2 protein-coding genes are annotated in these 2,289 nt (G+C 77.4%); one reads left to right on the top strand and one right to left on the bottom strand.

Annotated features, from left to right (window positions below; genetic code table 11):
* On the bottom strand, positions 1–930 hold a 930-nt coding region (locus tag ATM99_RS17290; RefSeq protein ID WP_150118351.1), incomplete at its 3' end, for a sigma-70 family RNA polymerase sigma factor.
* A gap of 218 nt (positions 931–1,148) precedes the next feature.
* Here ATM99_RS17290 and ATM99_RS19530 point away from each other — a divergent pair.
* On the top strand, positions 1,149–2,276 hold the full coding sequence (locus ATM99_RS19530; RefSeq protein ID WP_082660002.1) for a hypothetical protein: 1,128 nt from the start codon (positions 1,149–1,151) through the stop codon (positions 2,274–2,276).
* The last annotated feature ends 13 nt before the right edge of the window (positions 2,277–2,289 follow it).

The following is a 2,289-nucleotide window of genomic DNA, read 5'->3' as shown; positions in this document are numbered from 1 at the left end:
GCCGCCGGCCGCCGAGCCCGTGGACCCGCCCGCGGCGGACCCACCCGCCGCGGAGCCGCCCGTGGTCCCGACGCCGGCCGACTGCCCGAGCGCCGCGGTCCCGGCGGCGATCCCGCCGCCGACCGGCAGCGGGTGCGCGAGCGCGCCGAGACCCAGCAGGCCGAGCACGAGCGGTGCGACGACCGCGCGCATGCCGTGGTTGACGTCGCCCAGCTCGAGCACCAGCGCACGGCACCGGCCGCACTCGTCGAGGTGCTGCTCGACGGTGCGGGCGTCCCGCGCGCCGAGGCCGCCGCGCACGTGGGCTCCGAGCTTGCCGGACACGGTGCGGCACGCGTCGTCGAGCGGGTCCTGCAGGTGCATCTGCAGGTACGCCTGCCGCAGCCCCTCGCGCGCCCGGTACGCGAGGGCGGCGGCGCTGTTGGCCGTCAGGCCCAGCAGCGGTGCGATCTGCGCGGGCGTCAGGCCCTCGACCTCGCTGTGCCACAGCACGGCCTGCCACCGCTCGGGCAGCGAGCGGAACGCGCGCGCGACGACGACGCGCTCGAACCCGGCGAGCGTCGGCTCCTCGGCGGCCTCGACGGGGGTCGACGCGGTCTCGAGCGTCGCGACGTCGTCGGTGGGCTGCGTGCGCCGCCCGGCGGTCCGGCGGACCGCTGCCACGCGACGCACCACCGTGAACAGGTAGGCACGGAAGGCGGACTCGGGCCCGCCGCCGCCGCGGATCGCGCGGTGCACGTTGGCGAACGCGTCGGCGACGACGTCCTCGGCGTCGGCCACCCCGTCGGTGTACTGCCGCGCGACGACGAACGCGGCACCCGCGTGCCGCTCGTACAGGCGCCCGAACGCGTCGGCGTCGCCCTCGCGGGTGGCGCGCAGCAGCGCGGCGTCATCCTCGATGACCCCGTCGACCTCCGTGCCTGCCGCCACGCCGTCTTCCCGTCAGGTCCTCGTCCGCACGATCTCGCCTCGACAGGGTGCCATACCAGACCGAAGGGATGAACGGGACGGTGGGTCGCAGGTAACCCGTTCGGGACGCCCCCTCCCAGGTAGGGACGCTCGCGACCTTCCGGACACCGCCACGAACGAGTGGGTGAAAACCACCCGGACCGCCGTCATGAACCGTGTGCAGCGCACTCTCCTGAGGTGTGACGACCGACTTCGGCAAGGACGGGCACGCCCTCCCCGCGGGGCTGCGGGAACGCTGGCGCCACGAGAGCGTCGCGTCGGTGTGGCGGCGACCGTCGGACTGGTACCACCCGGCGGTCGACGCGCTCGCGGCGACGGTCCTCGCGCAGGGCGACCCGTCGGCGGCCGCGTGGGACCTGGGGCGCGCCCGCGGCGAGCACGGCGTGGGCGTCGGCGAGGCGCTCGACGACCTCGTGTGCCTCTACCGCTCCACGGGCCTGCCGTCGCCGCCGACGGCCGCCGTCCGCGCACTGACCGAGGGCTGGTCGGACGCGCAGGCCGCGCTCATGGTCACCGGGGCGTGCACCGACCCGGAGACGGGCCTGCCGACGCAGCAGTACCTCGCGGTCCGCCTCGAGGAGACGTACCTCGCCACCGGGCGTCGCGACGAGGACCCGACGCGCGTGCACGGCCTCGCGGTGGTCGACGTCGCGGCGGGGCACGTCACGGGTCTGCTGCGCGCGGCCCGCTCGGCGGCGGTCGGGGCGGCGCTGCGCGACGCGTTCGGTGCCGGCCACCCGATGGCGACGCTCGGCGGCGGCGTCTTCGCGGTCCTCACGCGTGCGGGCGACGACGCGGACGAGCGCATCGCGGCGCTGCGCGAGGGTGTCGCCCGGCGCTGCGAGGACGTCGACGTGCGGGTCTCGACGCGGCAGCCCGTGCGCGTGTGGGTCGAGCCGCTGCCGGGTACGCACGCAGGGGCCGTCCAGCGGCTCGCCCAGCTCGCCCGCCCCGAGCCGTGGGCCGGCATCCCCCGGCCCGCGGTGCCGTCCGACGGCCCGGACCTCGCCGGGGCCCGGTGGGACCTGCACGACCTCGACCCGTCCGGCACGCCCCCTGCCCGCGCGTCCGGGACCGGGGCCGGCCCGGAGCCCGCCCCGGTGGACGTGGACCCGCTGCCGCTCGGCCTCCTCGGCGCGATCCTCCCGCCGGGCCTGCTGTCCGGGCTGTGGCCCGACGGCCCGCCCGCTCCGGAGGACCTCGCCGACCCGTCGACGGCCGCGAGCGCGTGGCCCGACCCGGCCGACGACGACGACGACGACGACGACGACGACGACGGTACCGACCGGTCGGCCACCTCCGTCTAGCGTCCGACGACGC

This window comes from Cellulomonas sp. B6 (assembly GCF_001462455.1).
Classification (GTDB): domain Bacteria; phylum Actinomycetota; class Actinomycetes; order Actinomycetales; family Cellulomonadaceae; genus Cellulomonas.
This window is presented reverse-complemented; position numbering and strand designations above follow the sequence as displayed.